Consider the following 15797-nt stretch of genomic DNA (forward strand, 5'->3'; position numbering starts at 1 on the left):
TCAAAGCAGGAAATATGATTATTAGTCAGCTGAAAAAATAAAAGTGTAAGATCCTGTAATACCGGCAATTCGGGCATTATCATCCGCCACATAAGTCATGCTGATGCTAACACTCGTTTCGCTGAGTGTTGTAATCAGTAAGTCAACACCATCGCTCCGCTTAATTACATAGTTCGATCCTGATTTTTCCAGTTCAAAAGAGCCAGCGGAAATCCAGATGGGAGGCACTGCATTGTTTACCGTAAAGGATTTGCTTTCAGTAAATGAAACCTGCAGGTTCTCAAACCAATTGTCAACATTCAATCCATCTACACTGGCGCCACTTAGGTTCCATGTTTTTGCAAGCTTTTTCAATTGTGCTTCTTCTTCCGTTAAGGGTTTGGGATCGTCACCTCCGCAGGAAGTCAGAAACCCAACAATGAGTAAACAATAAATTCTTTGAATATTTTTCATGATTATGTCTTAGTTAAGTTTAACGATGCGTTTAACAACTACAGAAGCTTTCTCTTCTACTTTCAGGTAATAAATACCCTGCGGTAAATCGACAATATCCAATTCATGATGTTGTTCATCAATTGATTTAAGTATTCTGTATTGTGCCTTGCCGGACATATCTGTTATGGCAATGGCTTTATTCATGGGCATGCGGCTTTTCACCATGAAGATGCCATTACCGGGATTAGGATAAACATCTAAATCACCTGCTGCCTGACCTGGCTCGTTGAAGCCTGTAATGGTTACCCCTGTTCCACTGAGTGCTAAAGAATTGCCTCCACTAATTGCATCAGAATCAATAACAACTGAGCCTGCGTACGCTTTAAGTTCAGTGGGTGCAAAAGTTATCTGCACTGTAATACTTCCGTTGGCATTTACGGTGGTTGCTGCGACTGAACTTGAAAAACCTTGTGGAAGTGTTAACGCACTAATTTGCAACACTGCATTTCCTGTATTGGCTATGGTAATGGTTTTTGTTGCCGTTTCTCCGAGTAATACATTTCCGAAATCAAGGGAGCCGGTAAGTGCAATCGTCTGGCGATCATCAACGATGGCTATTGGCACTATTACCTGACTGGCTGCATTGTAGTTTGTATTACCTGCTTGTGATGCAGTAATCTCTACTGCGCCTGGCGTAACAAAGGTGAGTGTGTTTCCATTTACGGTAGCTATGGCCGTATTCGAGCTAGTAAAGTCGATGGCCAATCCAACACTACTTGTTGCCTGCAGCGACAAGCTATTTGTTGTGAAGTTAACAGAAGCTGGTAAAGAGAAGGTGATGGTTTGGTTTGCTTTTGCCACCACCAATTCACGCACAACATCTGCAGCTGCTTCAAAATTATCATTACCTGCTTGTGTGGCTGTGATCATAGCTGAACCTGCACCTACAATTGTTACAAGATTACCACTAACTGTTGCTACCGCGGTATTTGAACTGATGAATTGCAATGGCAGATCAGAACTTGCTGAAGCAGTCAGTTCGAAAGCCGGATCACCATATGTTTTTAACGGAAGGGCAGCAAAACTGATGGACTGAGACTGCTTAGCGGTAATCGTGAGCAGCTGATCCACAGAAAGGGCGGCATTAAAATTACCATTGCCTGCTTGTGAAGCTGTAATAGTAGTGGTCCCTGCACTATGGAATGTCAGTATTGCACCCGACACCGTTGCTACACTGCTATTAGAACTCTCATAGCTGATATCAAGACCAGCGGTGCTTGTGGCATTCAGTGTAAGGCTACCAGTGCTTAAAAGTTGGTCAGGCAGTGCTGTGAATGAAATGGTTTGGTCAGCCTTATTTATGGTTAGCGTTTGCTGCACCGAGGTGGCTGGATTATAGATTTCATTACCACTTTGTGAAGCTGTTATGATGGTTGATCCTGCACCTACAATTGTTACAGTAGTACCACTAATAGTTGCCACTGCTGTATTTGAACTTGTGTAATTCACTAACAGATTTGATGATGCTGTTGCATTCAATTCAAAGTTTGCATCACCAAAAGTTTTGGCAGACAATGCAGCGAAGGAAATAGTTTGTCCATCTTTTCCATTTACTTCCAGCGTTTGTTCAACCGGGGTTGCCGCATTGTAATTAACATTACCCGTCTGTGTGGCTGTTATTATTGTTGTACCCTCACCAAGGAATGTTACCATTGATCCACTAATGGTTGCTACGCTTGTATTAGAACTTGAATAAGTCACTGTCAATTCGGAAGAGGCAGTTGCTGTTAAGGTGAAGAGAGGATCGTTAATACCCTTTGCAGACAATGGACCAAACGAAATGCTTTGATCCGCCTTATTCACCACGAGTGCACGCACTACAGGTGTGGCTGCATTGAATATGGCGTCTCCTCCCTGTGTCGCAGTGATGTTAGCCGTACCTGCACCTACAATGCTTAGCACATTTCCAGAAATGGTTGCTACGCTTGTGTTCGAACTACTGTAGGCAAGTGGCAATCCTGAATCGCTGGTTCCTTCAAGTTCAATATCACTTTCTCTATAAACAGCATTCGATAAGGCATTGAATGTAATGACTTGGTTAGCCTTGTTAATGGTGAGTGAACGAACAACAGGGCTGGCGGCAGCAAAGGTTTCATCTCCTGCTTGCGAAGCTGTGATGTTAACTGTGCCAGAACTTTTAACCACAAGTTCATTACCAAAAATTTCTGCTATTGAAGTGTTGGAGCTTGTATACGTTACTGGCAAACCAGAAGAAGCCTCTCCATTTAATGATAAGGTCTGATTCGCCAACATCGGACTTGTTACGGTAAACGTAACCGTCTGATTAATTTTATTGATGGTGATAGAAGCTGTTCTTGCTGTTCCGTTACCGCATGTATTAGAAGGTGTAACTGAAAGTGTAGCACTTCCTGTACCATTCCAAAATACATTTGCATTGTTTCCACTGGCTGTCAATATTCCTTTATCAGACAAGGCCCAGGTATAATTTACACCCGCTGTTGAACTTACTGTGTATGCTTCTTCATTGCCCAATGATGGACTTGCCACACCAGTGATCGCAGCTGGTTGTGCTGGTACTCCTCCGACATTGACAGTCAAGGTTCTTGCTATTCCATTGCCACACACATTAGAGGGTGTAACGGTTATTGTTTTAGCACCTGCAGTTGACCACGCGATGCTCACTGCATTACCAGTACCTGTTACTGTACCTCCGCTGCCTGCATTCCAGGCGTAGGTAACACCGGCAACATTTGTAACGCTATATGTTTTAGAGGTAGCTGAACAAACTTCGCTTTCACCTGAGATAAAGGATGGTTGATCAGGCACTGTTCCCACTGTAACATCCAATGTACGTGGCATTCCATTTCCGCAAGCGTTAGAAGGTTTGAGTTTAACCTGATTTACACCCAATGAAGTCCAGGTGATGTCTGCCACCTGACCTTGCGCACCCGAAGTAACCACATTACCGCCTTGTACTTCCCATGTATAGGTAACACCAGCAATTGGCGATGCTAAACTAATTTGTTGAGTTGCTCCACTACAACCGGATGTTGATCCTGCTAAAACAGCGGGTTGTGCGGGTATGGTATTGACTGTAACATTAAGTGTTTGCGCTACAGAAGTAGTACACAAGTTGGTAGCGGTTACCGAAATGGTTTTCGCTCCGCCTGTACTCCACTTAATAGTTCGAATACTTCCTGAACCTGTGATGGTTGCGTCAGCTCCTGCACTCCAGTTGAAGGTATCAAATCCTTGATGAGGGACAGTGTATTGATATTCTACTCCCGCACAAACTGTTGTTGCTCCGGATATTAATTCTGGTACGGAAGGTGCAACGCAAGGGCCATTTACAAAAACGGAATAGCTTCTGGTTTGACTTCCACAAGTGTTTACGGCAGTGATGTCAATTCTTTTAATGCCACCTGTGGACCATTGGATATTCTTTATATTCAAGGATGCACCCGGTGTAATGATTGCATCATCACCTGCATACCATGAGAAATTTACTCCAGCAGGCTGAACATCTACTGAGTATGTACCAATGGTGTTGAAATCAATTGTTGAAGGCCCTGAAATAGGACTTGGGGTAACCGGAATGGGAGCTCCTCCGCCATAGTTAACACCTGTAATAAGCTCATCTGCAAAACAAGCATTTGTTCCATATAAGTTAATGTTCCTACTTAATCCGTCTGCCAAGGCAGTTACACTTAAATTATCTCCTGCGATAGTACCGGCACCATTTAATTGCCAGGTATAAGTAGTTCCTGGTTCTGGAGATCCCATACTGATGAGTAAACCTCCACCGCTTCCAGCACAAACTGATCCTGTTAATGCAAGCCCAAGACTTACGTATGCTGGTTTTAGTTTAAATAGAATCATTTCACTAAAACTATTGCTTTGCACATTACAGGCATTCTTTGCGCGAACCGTAAGCACATCAGCTGGTACTGCTGTTGTTGACCAGGCTACATCCACAATGCTTCTATCTGCATTTAATGGTGTTATCGTTCCAGAGAAGCTACTCAAACTCCAGTCAAAAACAACACCATTAACAGGTGCAACAGAATATCGTGTAGTTGTGCCACGGCATATATCATTAAGCGGGCCACTTATGGAGGTTGCCGCATCAACAGTTCCTGTACAAACTTCAACTGTTACGTTGGCAGGCGCGCCAGCACCACATCCACTGATTTCGCCAAAGCCTGAAACAGTATATGTACCGGGAATTGTAAACAATATATCCCAGGTGTTTCCAAAAACAGGTGTAATGGTTGTGCCCGCGCTTGGTGAAACCGAAATATTCAATGAAGTGGCACCTGTGGACGATCCTACTATAAATCTTCTAAATCCATTTAATGCGATATTAGGACTAGCACCTCCGTTTATTGTAATAGAGGACGGGGTTCCAGGAATCGTGCAGGGTATAGTGGTTGATACAGCAAGTGTACGTGCGGTTCCAATACCACAAAGATTGCTAGGTGTTACTGTTAAAGTTTTTGCACTTGCAGTAGCCCATGTTACCTGCGCTGAATTACCTGTGCTTGCAATAACACCATCAGCATTGGTGCTCCAGGTATAAGTGACACCCGGTATATTGGTTACAGAATAACTCTGTGCAACTCCGCCTACTGCAGTTGTGCTTCCAACAATGGTGCTGGGTTGAGCAGGCGTTGTATCTACTTCTACTGTTTTCGTGCTGGCTAGTCCATTACCGCAAACATTTGATGGAGTAACAGAAACTGTTTTCGTTCCACCTGTCGACCATGAAATTGAAACAGCACTACCTGACCCCGTTACGGTGCTGCCACTGCCACCGTTCCAGATATATGTAACGCCTGCTAAATTCCCAACACTGTAAGGAATGGAATTTCCAGAACAGACTGATGTTAAGCCCGTCATCTGACTGGCTGCCAGTGGAACATCATTAACAGTTACAGCCAATGTAGTTGCAACGCCTGCTCCACAAGCATTCGAGGGTGTTACGCGTAAGGTATGCGAACCCGTAGCTGGCCATGTAACATTAACACTGTTACCGGAACCTGTAATCGTTCCTGTACCCATAACATCCCAAGTGTAAGTTACTCCTGCCACATTAGTAACACTATATGCTAACGAAGCATTTTTACATGGCGTGATGTTACCAGTAATAGCAGAAGGTTGCGCAGGTAATTGACTCACCGTTACTGCAAGTGTTCTGGGAGTTCCGTTTCCACAAGCATTAGAAGGCGTAACCGTAATTGTTTTAACACCCACACTTGTCCAGGAAAGTGTTACTGAATTTCCTGAGCCCGATACAAAACCATCAGTACCTGCGTTCCAGGTATAAGTAACACCACCTACATTGGTTACACTATAGGTTCCACCAGCCACTGTACACGCTGTTGCACTTCCTGTAATTACACTGGGTTGCAATGGTACAGCACAATCGCTAACAGTTACATTCAATGTGCGTGTTGTTCCGTTACCACAACCATTAGAAGGTGTAAGTGTGATTGTCTTTGTTCCGGCCGATGACCATGAGATGGCCACACTGTTGCCGCTACCCGTTACCGTTCCGCCTGTCCCTGCGTTCCACGCATATGTAATGCCTGCTTCATTGGTAACTGAGTATTGATTTGCGATTCCTGTTGTTACTGCCGTGCTTCCTGCGATCACACTGGGTTGAGAAGGCGATGGATTAACGTTAACAGCTTGTGTTCTTGTTGTCACAGATCCACAAGCATTGGTTGCTGAAAGGGTTAACGTTTTAGCACCAGCAGAGGTCCACGTAATATTAACGGCATTTCCACTACCACTCACTGTTCCAGCTCCACCTGTATCCCACGTGTATGTTAGGCCTGGCACATTGGTAACACTATATGCAGTAGAAACACCAGTACACACTGTTGCATTACCCGAAATTGCGGAAGGCGATGCTGGTGTGCCTGTTACTGTTACATTAATTGTTCTGACAGGACCAGTACCACACGCATTGGAGGGCGTTGCACTTACCGTAAAAGTCCCTGCCGTGGACCAAGTTACAACCGCTGTATTGCCTGTACCGGTTATTACACCTCCACCTGATAAACTCCAATCATAAGAAACGCCTGCAACTGAATTAACACTAAAAGAAGAAGATTGGAATTGGCAACCTGTCGCAAGACCTTGACTTAAAGTTGGCTGTAACGGCAAAGCACAGGTGGTCGCATTAACTGTTAATACTCTGCCAACCGAAACTCCACAAGCAGTTGTTGCCGTTACTGTAATGGTTTTTGAACCTGCCGATGACCAGGCAATTTGAACGGCATTACCAGACCCGGTCACAACCCCGCCCGTTCCTGGAGACCAATTATATGTTGCGCCTGCTACATTTGATACTGAATAATTTCCTTGTGCACCAGTATTGATACTAGTAGGCCCAACAATAATGGATGGTTGAAGCGGTAAAGGGCATGAGCCTCCGTTGGTCGTTCGTAAAATCGTTCCTCCGGCACCCACCACCCACGCGTTATTGATATCGGTATCAACCAGAATAGCATTTAATCTATTAGTTGTTCCTGATCCTGAGTTTTGCCAGGAGGCTCCATTGTTAATTGATTTATAAATTTTACCACCAGCGCCTACAACAAAAACACTACCGCTTGTTGCGGCAACATCATATAGATCAGTTAAAACAGGACTCGTTAATTTTATCCAGTTTTCTCCGCCATCGTCAGTTCTTTCAATTCTACCACCTACCCCGACAAAAAAGTTTCCGCTAATGGAAGTTACGTTTGTAACAGTGCCTGATCTCACCAGTGAGGTGTAATCAAATGTTCCCGTACTTACTTCTCTATAATATCGATAAGTGGTTGCAAAATTTACTCTGCTTCCAACTATTTCCAGCCTACTGCCCAGAATTTGCACTGTAGACAAGGGATCAAAATACACGTTAAGGTTATTGCCAGCCGATGATGACTTGTATATTTTCGCTGTATTCCCTAAGAGTATATATAGCTGACCATCTTTCGCTTTTACGTCAACAATGTTACCGCCAATTTCAGGTGGCACAGTCAGCACTGACCATGTATCTCCATTATCAATTGTCCTGAGTATTACACCCTGACTCGTCAGAATGTATCCGTAAGTGAAGCCTGTAGAAAAACTTATTCTTCTGAAGTTTGCAGTAATCGGTGAGACTACCGGAGTCCAGGTTAGACCTCCATCAGTAGATCGGAGAATCTTACTATTGTCACCTACAGCAAACAAATGTCCCGAAAAATTTCTGGCAATGTCGTATAGGTCATCTGTTACATTGCTGTTCTGCAATGTCCAGCTTTGTGCCACCACCTGTTGTTGCAGGGCAAGGCACAGGGTCAATAAAAGTATGCATCGAAAAATATTTCGGTGGACATACGTGTAAAGGGTTTTCATGCGATTGGGTTTTAGTGAATAAGGCAATGTAAAAGTGCAGCCAAACCCAAGGCTGGGGTATTAGGGAAATACCGTAAAGGTGATGAGGGGAATTACTTAATTAGCCAATGCACCGATTAGGCAATGTCAGCGTCAAATTGGCCAATTGGCAGATTGAACATTGTTAGATTATAAAGAGGATAGCCCTTCTTTAATGGCAAACTTGATGAGATCTACAGTATTGTTGTAGCCCAGTTTGTCCATTACATTTTTCTTGTGCACTTCAACAGTGCGCGGACTGATGTTGAGGGTATCCGCGATTTCTTTGTGTGATAAGCCTTTGGCAAAGGCTTTTATAAAATCAATTTCTCTATCTGACAGCGAAGCCATACCATCGCTTTTACCCTGCGATGCTCTTAACAACAGTTCGGTAAACTGTCCTGCATAAAACGTACGTCCAGCTTTCAATGCTTCGAGTGCTTCGAGGTAAGTATCTTTTCCAGAATCTTTCGAGATCATGCCTTCTACACCTATATTCCGACATTGCTTTACAGGGGCATCGTCTTTTAAGGCGGTGAGAATTAAAATTTTAATCTTAGGAAATTTATTTTTTAAGGTCTCGGCAATCTCTACTCCATTTTTGCCTGGTAGTTGAACATCTAACACGCAAACATCAGGAGCAGCTTCTTCCAGCTGACTAAAAAATTCCTCAGCATTACCCGCAGTCCCAACTACTTTAAAGCTAATATTTCCCAATAACATAGCCCGAATGCCATCTCGAACCAGTTTGTGATCATCTACTAAGAAAATTCTGAGAGGGCTATTCATGTCATTCAAATTTTACCAGAGGCTATGGTATCCTGTTCAAGGTTTAGGTAACTGCAAATAAAAAACTGATCCCTTTCCCTGTACACTTTCCGCACTGATCATTCCATTGTTTTTATCCATCAAATCTTTACACAACAATAAGCCAATGCCTGCACCTTTCTCTGCTGAATTCCCTATGCTTTGTGTGTTCTCTTCCTGTTTAAAAAGTTTCTTCACATCGTCAGGTTTCATGCCTATACCATTATCCCGAATGGCTACTTGAACAGTATTTTCTGTCTGCTTAGCATTAATAGTAATTTGGCCATGCTCTGCAGAAAATTTAATTGCATTCGATAAAAGATTACGAACAACAATGGTAAGCATGGCTTTGTCAGCAAAAACGATTTCTCCATTGGTTTCATCTGTTATCTCAATTTTCTTTTGATCAGCCATCAGTTCAACATGTCTATTACTTTCGTTTATGACTTCAGCAAGTTTAAGTGCCTGAGGTTGATAAGGGAGTCTGCCGATTTGCACCAAGGCCCACTCCAGTAGATTATTAAGAAGGCTTTGCAGGTCGCGTGCTGACTGCAACGTGCTTTGCATAAATTCCTTCAATTCCTCTTTTGTAGCATGCTGAACATTCTGATGCAGGCTTTCCATTAAATTACTAAACGCACTAACAGGATTACGCAGGTCATGGGAGATTACTGCAAACATTCTGTCTTTAAAAGAATTGAGTTTATTAAGCTCAAGGTTTTTATCGCTGAGCAGTTTGGCAGTACGCTGTTTTAACTGGTAACGATTGTATAACACTGCGATAACTACTGCGAGTAGTATTAAAAATATAATCAACCCGTATTGCCATTGTCTTGCCGTAGTCACTTCCAGTTCGTTGATTAAATTTTCTTTTTCCAGGTCTTCAATTTGTCTTTCCTTTCGCTCCAGGTTATAGGCTGCCTTCATGTCTTCCATGGCACGTTCCTTCTCCTCAGAGAAAATAGAATCTTTAAACTGCATCTGTTTTTCATAAGCTGCTAATGCCTTTGGGGCATTATTCATCGCTTTATAGGCTTTGTAGCGTACTTCATAAACATCACTGTGATGATTCCAAGCCACATCTGTTTCGGCTATACGCAAAGAACTATCGCTGTAGGCGAGCGTTGCCTCATATTTTTTTAATCCGTAGTAGGCTTCTGCAATATTTTGATAAACAAAAAACTGATCGTAGTCAGCACCCATTTTTTTATTCATCTCAAATTCCAATTTATACTTACGAATGGCTTCTTCGTAATTTCCGCGCATATGATCGCTTATCCCCCATTGCGAGTAGCTGATGGCCATGCATCTTACACACTTGATTTTCTCAGCTAGTGCAATCGCTTGTGTCATGGCTTCGTCAATCTTTCGAAAATTCTTTTCCGATGTGTAAATTGTTGTTACTGAATTTAAACCTCTGATAATATTAATAGTATCCTTTTCTTCCCGACTGATGGTAATGGATTCTTCATAATAAGGCATGGCTTCAGCACCTCTTTTTTCATCTTGATAAATAATGTCATCGCCAATTCTCTTCAGACTGCGCGCCAACATCTTACGGTCACCGTTTTTTCTGAAAATCTTTTCGGCCTTTAAATCAAAGGCTAAAGCATCATTATAGCGGGTCTGAAAATTTAGGATGTATCCTGCCCCGATATAGGCCCTTCCTAAAATCGCTTCATCGTTTTCTTTTTCCAAAAAAGGTAAGGCACTTTGGTAAAATAGTCCGGCACTATCGTATTGGGCATGGTTCAATAACGACTCCCCCATCCAATAAGCAAGCTGACCATATTTATAATTGCTGTTTTGCTGAGAAAGCTTTAGGGCATCTTTAATTCTACTTTTTGCGCCTGCCCCATCTGTTTTCAGCAGGCCGGGCAGCTCAGACAGCAAACCATTAATTGTATTTTCATGCTTACTATCTTGTGCAAGCAGGAGCTGACTTGACACAATAAGGTATAGGAGTACTGGCAGATACTTCACGAGGGGGAGGGTTGTTCACATGAAATTTAACAAAAGGTCTCTAAACAAAAAACCTTTCTTTAAATTGAGCCCCACTTCAAGTCCCGGCTTAACGGCTTCTGGTGTATCAAAAGACAAGCAAAATCATGGTTAGTGCATCGGTAAATGACATCAGAAAGGAGTTAGTAAATATAAGTTCGAAAGACCTTCAATTGCTATGTTTACGCCTTGCCCGCTATAAAAAGGAAAATAAAGAGTTACTTAACTACTTGCTATTTGAAGCACAGGACGAAGCTGGATATATACAATCAGTTAAAACGGAGATTGATGAGCTCTTCAAAGAGCTTACAAACAAAAATCTTTACCTGGTCAAAAAGGTATTGCGTAAAATACTACGCTATGCAAACCGACAAATAAAATATTCGAGCTTACCACAAACTGATCTGGAAATACGCATTTACTTTTGTGAAAAGATGCTCGCACAAAAGTTGCCGCTGACCACCGGAACTGTTCTTTACAACCTGTATCAGCAACAGCTCAAAAAAATAAACACTGTATTGGCAAAGCTGCCAGAAGATGAGCAAGGAGATTATACCAGGGCCATTAAAAAGATTTCATAAATGAGTGAACAGAAGAACAATCCCCTGCACGGAAAGACCTTAGCCTTCATCCTTGAATTTCTGGTAGATAAATATGGATGGGATGAATTGGGTGATCGTATACCCGTTAATTGTTTTCGGTATGATCCAAGCATTAAATCATGCCTGACTTTTTTCAGAAAAACACCTTGGGCAAGAAAAAAGGTAGAGGATCTCTACCTTGAATCGATTGAATCTTAAATATCGGTAAAGCAATGTCGTTTAGTTAAGCCTTTTTTATTGGCCTCACTTCCAGTCCTCTCCGAAGGAGGGGATGAATACGGAAGCTTAACTCAACGACATTTTATTAGTAAAGTTTAGCCTAAGGCTTCTACTGATTTTACTTCATCAGGCATCATGCGGGTAAAGAGGTTTTCAATGCCTGCTTTCAATGTAATGGTAGATGAAGGACAACCACTGCACGAGCCTTGAAGCTTAACACTCACAATGCCATTGATGAATGAGTGGAAAGTAATGGCACCACCATCCTGCTCAACGGCAGGTCGGATGTATTCATCTAAGATGGTTTTTATTTTTTTGATGGTTTCGGTCTCTTCCTGCTCAGGTGCAAAGTCTGCATCACTTACTTCAATAATGGCTTTACCTGACTCCAGAAATTTCTTGATGTGATCGCGAATGGTGTGTTGAATTTCGAGCCATTCAACGCCATCCTTTTTTGTTACGGTCACAAAATTACTCATGTAGAAAACGCGTTCAACTTCCGGAAAGTCGAAAAGTTCAAGGGCAAGCGGAGCCTTGGCAGCGCTGGCCCTGTCGGGGAAATCGAAGCTCATGCCCTCTGGCACCAGCATATCGTTCACGACAAATTTCAGTGAATTAGGGTTTGGATTTGACTCCAGGTATATACTTACGTTTTTAGGCGCTGCTTGTAACATAGACTTTTGCGTTGAATAAGAACAACAAATTTACACAGGAATAGTTCCTATGGAAAAACTGTTTACAAATCTTCTTCAACTGGCTTTTCCAGGGCGTTTTCCCACTTACTTACCACAGCAGTAGCCACGCTGTTACCTACTACATTGGTAGCGCTGCGACCCATATCCAGTAGCGGATCAATTCCCAGCAATAATGCCAGACCAGCTTCTGGTATGTTAAAGGTTACCAGTGTACCTGCAATCACTACCAGAGAGGCACGGGGCACTCCGGCTATACCCTTGCTGGTAATCATCAACACCAGCAGCATACTCAACTGAGTGGCTAGTGGTAAATCGATACCATAAGATTGCGCAATGAACAATGAAGCAAATGTCATATACATCATGCTACCATCGAGATTAAAAGAATAACCCAGCGGCAACACAAAACTTACGATCTTATCCTTGCAGCCAAATTTTTGCAACAACTCCATTGTTTTAGGAAAGGCCGCTTCACTGCTGGAAGTACTGAAGGCTAAAATGATGGGTTCTTTTATACTTTTAATCAGGGTACCTATGCGCTTACCAATTACCAACAAACCTGCTACAATTAAGAGAACCCAGAGTAGAGCAAGGCTGAAATAAAACTCACCGATAAAAATTGAATACGTTTTTAAAATGCCTAAGCCTTGTTTGGCCACAATGGCTGCCATCGCACCAAATACGGCTACCGGAGCAAAGTTCATTACATAAGTAGTTACTTTTAAAATCACATGTGCCATGGCATCCATGGCTTTAATCACAATCTTACCCTGTTCGCCAATGGCAGCTGTTGCCACGCCAAAAAAGATGGAAAACACTACAATCTGCAGAATCTCATTCTTGGCCATGGCATCAATTACGCTAGCCGGAAAAATGTGGTGCAAGAATGTTTTTAGTGAAAGACCTGTTGCCTGAATGCCCGTTTCATTTACCGTTGGTAATGGTAAATTCATGGCGAGACCTGGCTGAAAAATGTTAACCATCAACATACCCAACAGCAAACTCATAAAAGAGGCAGCCAAAAACCACAACAATGTTTTGCCGCCAATACGACCCACTGAATTGATATCACCCAGCTTGGCAACACCTACTACCAAGGTGGTAAACACCAGCGGAGCCACGATCATTTTAATCAGGCGTAAAAATATGTCGGCCAATAATGCAAAAGGTTCTACTTTTTTATCACGAGACGAGAGCGTAGCGTTGCGCTCATCACTCATTGTTTTTACTGTAGCCTGATAGCCAGCAAGAATTGCACTGTCTTTTTCTGCCTTAATCTGATCTTTAAAATCTTTAATGGCAGCATCTAAGTTTGCAATTTTTGCATTCTCCTTTTCTACGTAGCCCTTATTAAGGCCGAAGCCGACAAGAACACCCAGCACAAGGGCTATGATAATGTATAAAGTAAGACGAGATTTTTTTGCAGGAGCCGTGTTCACTTCCATAACGTAAAACTAAGTGGGCGAAAATCTACTTTATTTCGCAATCGTTTGTTAAAGGCTCGCAATATAAGTGAAAAATCAAGACTGGGCTTGCAAAAAAGGCTAAAAGGGTAACTTAAAGCACGTGCGAACGCTGTATCTTTAATCCTTATAGCAAGCCTTACCGTGAGCCGATCCACCTTAGTCATCACCTGCAGCTTTTTAATTATCAGCCTTAGGCTTGTTGCACAGCATGATACCACGCAGCCGCAAAAAAAGATACGCATTACGCCCCTGCCTGTTATTTACTATTCGCCCGAAACGCGTTTTGGTTTCGGAGCATTGGTAGCTGCGAGTTTTAACTCAGCCAACGATTCACTCACAACGGCTTCGTATGCGCAAACCTATATTTTATACACAGCCAATAAACAATATGACTGGGGCAATAAGCTTAGATATTATTCGCCACAGAACAAATTCATTTTCGAGGGCAAATTCAGCTTCACCTATTTCCCTGAATTCTATTACGGTATTGCCACTGAAACACCGCTGTTGAAAAAAGATACTATAGCATATAATAAACTCACTACAGATCTGCGTTTTTACTGGCGCATCAATAAGAATTTATATGCAGGCTTTGCGCTACGCCATAATAAAATTTATGATGTTGATTCTCCTGTGGGTGGCCATTTTGAAGTTGATCAACCGCTCGGTTATCAGGGTTATAATCTCATTGGTTTTGCACCTGCCCTAACTTATGAAAGCCGCGACAGCCAGACTTATCCACAACGCGGAATTTTTACTGAAATATTATTAATGCCCTATCCTGAGTGGTCTGATCGATACTACGGATTTTTCAATTTACGCATTGATGCACGCAAATACATCCCTTTAAAAATAATCAGTGAGCGTGACGTGTTGGCCTTACAAGCCTTTATTAATATTAATGCAGGCGATGTTCCTTTTAAAGACATGGCCGATATCGGTGGTGGTAATGTGATGCGTGGATATTATACAGGTTACTATCGTTATAATAATTTATATGCTTTTCAGGCGGAATACCGTGCCGGGCTCTGGAAAATGATTGGTATTGATCTCTGGATTGGCGGTGCACTTACTCCTAACAACTGGTATAGTTTGGGTGACAATAGCTTTAAGCCCAATGCAGGTGTGGGATTACGTTTTATGATCAATAAAAAAGATCAGCTAAACATTCGTGTTGATCAGGGTTTTGGTAAGCAGCAACAACAAGGTTTTTATCTGGATATTGCTGAGGCTTATTAATCTGTTGCATATATAACCGTGTCATCTCACGAAGTCAGGGCGTAATATTAGCTGAGGACGCCATTGGACTTGATCTAAACAAAAAAAGGTTGCTCATTTCGCTGAGCAACCTTTTTCAATAATTTATCGAAGATTCTAAAACTTCACAATGGTATTGCCTGCCATCGTAATACCACCTGTTCTTGCAAGTGCTTTACCATCTAAAGTAGCACCTGTATTGAAAGTAATTGACTGCATGGCCATAATGGTCCCTTTAAATACCGAAGTAGTTCCTAAAGTTGCTGAGGTACCTACCTGCCAAAAAATATTAGAAGCTTTGGCACTACCACTCAGAATTACTTTACGACCAGAGGTTGTAGTCAATGTAGAAGCAATTTGTATGATAAACACTGCATCTGCATTACCCTTCGCATCAAAAGTCAGATCGCCTGATGATATTGCTAAGGATGAAGTTGACTTATACAGACCGGGTGTTAATGTAAGTCCGCCAATGTTACCAGATAACGTTACAATGTCTGTGCTGGTACGACCTGCAGCATCATTATAAGCAGCCGTTAAATCAAGTTTGGCCTGTGTTGCTGTTTCAGTATTGATGTGCTGGGTGCCATTCAAAATTCCTGGGGGAAAACCACCAATGGAAGTGCCCGGACTTAAACCCAGATTACCTGTAATATTTGTAGCACCTGTGTTGGTTATGGATGAACCCGCAAGAATAGCCATATCTATTAAGCTAGTCGTAGTGGTGGATGTTACTGTAGCCTGTGAAGTAGTTTGTACAGGAATTACTTGTGTATTGCCACCTGGTGTAGCGTCATCATCATCGTTACATCCGATAGCGAATGCAAGTGACATAAAAGAAAGGATTGTAAATAACTTTAATTTTTTCATGATTCAAATTTTAG

Annotated in this window: 10 protein-coding genes; 3 read left to right on the forward strand and 7 right to left on the reverse strand. The window is 42.3% G+C overall.

Annotated elements, in window-relative coordinates; genetic code table 11:
- Window positions 1-21: 21 nt before the first annotated feature.
- The 4 genes from ACO1XM_RS19590 to ACO1XM_RS19605 all read right to left on the reverse strand — a co-directional run bounded on the left by ACO1XM_RS19590 (window position 22) and on the right by ACO1XM_RS19605 (window position 10656).
- Window positions 22-453: a hypothetical protein gene (locus tag ACO1XM_RS19590; protein ID WP_486232180.1), complete on the reverse strand. Its 432-nt coding sequence runs from the start codon at window positions 451-453 to the stop codon at window positions 22-24.
- A gap of 9 nt (window positions 454-462) precedes the next feature.
- Window positions 463-7848 carry a YCF48-related protein gene (locus ACO1XM_RS19595; RefSeq protein WP_486232182.1) on the reverse strand — a complete coding sequence of 2462 codons (7386 nt, stop codon included), beginning with the start codon at window positions 7846-7848 and terminating at the stop codon, window positions 463-465.
- 168 nt (window positions 7849-8016) lie between these two features.
- Window positions 8017-8655 carry a response regulator gene (locus ACO1XM_RS19600; RefSeq protein WP_486232184.1) on the reverse strand — a complete coding sequence of 213 codons (639 nt, stop codon included), beginning with the start codon at window positions 8653-8655 and terminating at the stop codon, window positions 8017-8019.
- 36 nt (window positions 8656-8691) lie between these two features.
- Window positions 8692-10656 (reverse strand): tetratricopeptide repeat-containing sensor histidine kinase, encoded by a 1965-nt coding sequence (locus ACO1XM_RS19605; protein ID WP_486232186.1) that lies wholly within the window; start codon window positions 10654-10656, stop codon window positions 8692-8694.
- Between the two features lie 125 nt (window positions 10657-10781).
- Between ACO1XM_RS19605 and ACO1XM_RS19610 the strand changes: the two genes are divergently transcribed.
- Window positions 10782-11255 (forward strand): hypothetical protein, encoded by a 474-nt coding sequence (locus ACO1XM_RS19610; protein WP_486232188.1) that lies wholly within the window; start codon window positions 10782-10784, stop codon window positions 11253-11255.
- Window positions 11256-11474, forward strand: a complete 219-nt coding sequence (locus ACO1XM_RS19615) for a VF530 family protein (RefSeq protein WP_486232190.1) — start codon at window positions 11256-11258, stop codon at window positions 11472-11474.
- A gap of 116 nt (window positions 11475-11590) precedes the next feature.
- Here the strand turns inward: ACO1XM_RS19615 and ACO1XM_RS19620 are convergent, their stop codons facing one another.
- Window positions 11591-12169, reverse strand: a complete 579-nt coding sequence (locus ACO1XM_RS19620; protein ID WP_486232192.1) for a NifU family protein — start codon at window positions 12167-12169, stop codon at window positions 11591-11593.
- A gap of 62 nt (window positions 12170-12231) precedes the next feature.
- On the reverse strand, window positions 12232-13635 hold the full coding sequence (locus ACO1XM_RS19625; protein WP_486232194.1) for a dicarboxylate/amino acid:cation symporter: 1404 nt from the start codon (window positions 13633-13635) through the stop codon (window positions 12232-12234).
- Window positions 13636-13797: 162 nt separating this feature from the next.
- Here ACO1XM_RS19625 and ACO1XM_RS19630 point away from each other — a divergent pair, with 162 nt between their 5' ends.
- Window positions 13798-14895: a BamA/TamA family outer membrane protein gene (locus ACO1XM_RS19630; protein ID WP_486232196.1), complete on the forward strand. Its 1098-nt coding sequence runs from the start codon at window positions 13798-13800 to the stop codon at window positions 14893-14895.
- A 135-nt stretch (window positions 14896-15030) separates the two neighbouring features.
- On the opposite strand, the gene ACO1XM_RS19635 is transcribed toward ACO1XM_RS19630, so the two are convergent.
- Window positions 15031-15783 carry an ice-binding family protein gene (locus tag ACO1XM_RS19635; protein WP_486232198.1) on the reverse strand — a complete coding sequence of 251 codons (753 nt, stop codon included), beginning with the start codon at window positions 15781-15783 and terminating at the stop codon, window positions 15031-15033.
- Window positions 15784-15797: the final 14 nt, after the last annotated feature.

Source organism: Chryseotalea sp. (assembly GCF_057350905.1).